At 67.8% G+C, this 3,863-nt stretch carries 1 protein-coding gene; it reads right to left on the reverse strand.

Translation table 11 applies throughout. The features are described 5' to 3' along the window. Positions 1-512: 512 nt before the first annotated feature. The coding region (locus AC1D1F_RS24620; RefSeq protein ID WP_477700878.1) for a hypothetical protein at positions 513-3,863 on the reverse strand (3,351 nt) is incomplete at its 5' end.

Below are 3,863 nucleotides of genomic sequence, written 5' to 3' on the forward strand. Positions count from 1 at the left end.
GCAGTCTGGGTCCCTACGCTTCGCTTCGGGCAACCTGCGGTGCTCGACTACGGCGGGGTCTCGCGCAAACTCGCTTCGCTCAGACAAGCGCGATCCCTGATCCGCCTACGTCTGCGCTCCTCGGCCCAGCCAGGACGGGGCAATCGGGAGCGGGGACAAAGACAGAAAGACAAAGAAGATAAATACCAACAAGGACTCGCCGTGGCGAGTCCTTGTTTCTTCAGGTGTTCGGTATTGGTATTCCTTCCCCACCCCTTGTGGATGCGCCGAGGAGCGGAGGTTCAGGCGGATCAGGGATCGCGTTGTTTGAGCCGAAGGCGAGTTTAGCGAGACCCCGTCTGGACCGAGCACCGCAGGTTGCCCGTAGCGAAGCGAAGGGACGCAGCAACCAGGGTCGCSTTTTCTTTTGCTTAMTTTTCTTTTGGCGAAGCAAAAGAAAAGTGAGTAGCCGCCGGGCTACCCCCGGCCAGCAGAACTCAGCAGAGAGCGCACCAGCCGGAGCAAGAACCGGCCTACTGATCCACCTTGACCCGGTAAGTCACCACCAACTGCCCCCCCGACGCCAGCGACCCGGTAAAGGTCCACTTCAACGCCCCTTGCGCATTGACCGCCGGCTGCGTCGTCACCGTGCAGCCCGTGATGCCGGTGGGCAGCGAGCCCGGGCAGGCCGCGGAGACAAATCCCGTGAAAGCCGCGGTGGAATCGTTCACGAACAGCGTGGACAGCGGCTGCGTGCCGTTGTTGGTCGCCGTCAAGGTGTACTGCAGCGTGTCGCCGGGGTTGGCGTTCACGCTGGTGGCCGCCGGAATGGCCTGGGTGATGTTGCTCACCAGCTTGGACAGCGACAGATCGCCGGCCTGGCCCACCGTGGTGATGTCGGTGGCCGACAGCGTGCTGACGCCCAGTGCCGGGGCCGAGCTGGTGTAAGTGAAGGCGGCGCTCAGCGTGATGCTGTTCTGCGCGCCCTGACTGGAACCCGCAGGCACGAACTGTTTGACGATCAGGCAGACGGTCTGCCCGGCGGTGACGGTGATGGCCGTCGTGACCTGCGTCTCACTGGCCTCCAGCGCAGCGTTGCAGTTGCTGTCCTGGTACAGCACCTGGTTCCAGACCGGGCTGGCCGGCGTGGCGGTGTTGGCGATCGAGAACGTGACCGATCCGCCGGTGCCCGCTTTATAGGTATGGGCGTAGAACACCACGGTGCCGGGCTGGGCCGTCTGCGCGCCGTTGGGGCTCAGGGTGTTGGGCGCCACCATGCCGAAGCTGATGCCGGTGCGGGCCAGGCCGGAGCCGGCGGTGTAGCTCACGCTGGGGCGGGTGTACGTGCCGCCGGTGGTGCCGGCCGAGCCGCCGGTGGCGGTGTAGCCGGCCGGCAGCACGGGCGTGAGGACCACGGTGCCGGTGGTGGCGCCGGGAATCCACAGAGTGAAACTGCCGTCGCTGGCCGTGGGTTCACTGTCCACCGTGGTCGCGCCCTGCATGGCGTTGACGGTGACGCCGGCCAGGCCCGGCTCGGTGCCGGCTTTCACGCCGTTGTTGGCCGTGCCGCCGCCGGCGCCGCTGTCGGCGAATACATTGCCGCTGAGCGTGCTGCCGTTGTACAGGCCGAAGTTCTGCGGCGAGGGCGGCGCGGCGCCTACCGCAAGCTGGATCACACCATTCGGGTTCTGGGTGCCGATCCAACCGGCCGGGTAGGCGGCCGTGATGTCGCTCAGGGTGCTGTTGCCATCCAGGATCAGGCAGTAGCTGCCTTCCGCCACGCTGGGCAGGCTGTAGGCGCCGGTGGTGAGGTTGACCGACGCGGCCGCAGTGGCCGGGCCCGTGCACACGCTGGCTGACAGCGGCACCAGTTTGACCCACAGGGCGCTGGCCCCGCCTATGCCGGCTTCACCCGCGTCCAGGTTGCTGTTGTGGTTCGGGTCGCTGTACACGTTGCCGGCAATCAGCCGGCCCGCCGTGCTGCTCACAGGCGCCGCGCAGCCTGCGCTCGGGGCATTGGCCGCGGTGCAGGTGGTGGGGACCGGAGGCGCCGTACCGCCGGTGGGATCCACCGATGCGTAGTTGGTCACCGCCGCATTGCTCGTTGACGTGACTGTGATGACCAGCGCGGCCGTTCCGCCGCCGGCGGCGATGTTGCCGCTGTAATTACAGGTCACCAGCGTGCCGCCGCCATTGGCCGCCGAGCTGCAGGTCCAGCCCGTTCCCACGCCGCTGACGTAGCTCAGGGTGGAGGGCAACTGGTCCACGACACGCGCCGTTGTGCTGGCGGCCGTGCCGCTGTTGGTCACCGTGAGGGTGTAGGCGCTGTTGCTGAGAACCTGCAGTGCGGGGCTGGGGGCCGACTTGACCAGGCCCAGGATGATGCTGGTCGGCGTACTCGTCACCGGCGCGGCGCAACCGGCACTGGGGGTGTTCGCGGCGGTACAGGTGGTGGGTGTGGGCGGAGCCGTGCCACCCGTCGGGTCTATCGATGCGAAATTGGTCACGCTGGCCGTGCTGGTCGGCGTGACCGTGATGACCACGGCCGCCGTTCCGCCGCCGGCGGCGAGGGTTCCGCTGTAGTTGCAAGTCACCAATCCGCTGGCCGCCGAACAAGTCCAGCCCGTGCCCACGCCACTGACATAGGTCAGGTTGGCGGGCAACTGGTCGGTGATGCGGGCGGTGGTGCTGGCGGCGGTACCGCTATTCGTCGCCGTCAGCGTGTACGCGCTGTTGAAGCCGACCTGCAGCGCGGGGCTGGGCGCGGATTTGACAAGACCCAGGGTGACGATGGTCGGCGTACTCGTGACCGGGGCGGCGCAACCCACCGTCGGGGTATTGGCCGCGGTACAGGTGGTGGGCGTCGGTGTGTTGGTGCCGCCCGTCCGGTCCGTCGCCGCATAGTTGGTCACGCTGGCCGTGCTGGTGGGCGTGACCGTGATGACGACGGCGGCCGTCCCACTGATGGCGATGGAGCCGGTGTAGTCGCAGGTCACCAGCGTGCCGCCGCCGCTAGGCGCCGTGGAGCAGGTCCAGCCCGTGCCCACGCCACTGACATAAGTCAGGTTGGCGGGTAACTGGTCGGTAATGCGGGCCGTGGTGCTCACCGTCGTGCCCGTGTTGGTGAGCGTGAGGGTGTAGGCGCTGTTGCTGCCGACTTTCAAGGCCGGGCTGGGCGCCGACTTGACCAGGTTCAGGATCGCATTGGTGGGAATGTTGGTCACCGGCGTGGCGCAACCCACGGGCGTGTTGTTTCCGGTGCAGGTGGACGGCGCGGGCTGGGCGGTATTGCCCACGGAGCCTACCGAGGCGCGGTTGGTCACGCTAACGGTCGATGTCGGCCTCACCGTGATGTTCAGCGTGGCCGTGGTGGTCGCGGTGCTGCTGCTGTAGGTACAGGCCACCAGGGTTCCGGTGCCGCCGGTCGCTGTCGGGCAGGTCCAGCCGGTGCCGGACCAGCCGACATAGGTCAGGTTGGCCGGCAACTGGTCCCCTACCGTGGCGGTGAAAAATGGCGTCGAGGTGGAGGCCGTCACCGTCAGCGTGTACACGCTGTCCCTGCTCACGGCCAGTGCCGGGCTGGGCTGGGATTTGGTGATCAGCCGTGTCGGATTGAGCGGCGTGATGGTGACAGTGCCGTTGCTACCGTTATTTCCGCTGGCCGGCGCCGTGCCGGTGACGGAAGCCCCGCCCGCCGCACCCGCCGCAGTCACGCTCAAACCCGTCACCACGGAGGTGTCGCTGCATGAACTACCGCCTGTGGCCTGCTGGGTGTTGTTGGTGCCGCTGCTGTCGACCAGCTCCGCGCCGCCCGCACCGCCGGGGCAGCCGCCGCCGCCGCCGCCGCCGCCCGAACCGTCGCCGACGCGCGTGGTGCCCACGGC

This window comes from Polaromonas sp. P1_H6, assembly GCF_056405195.1.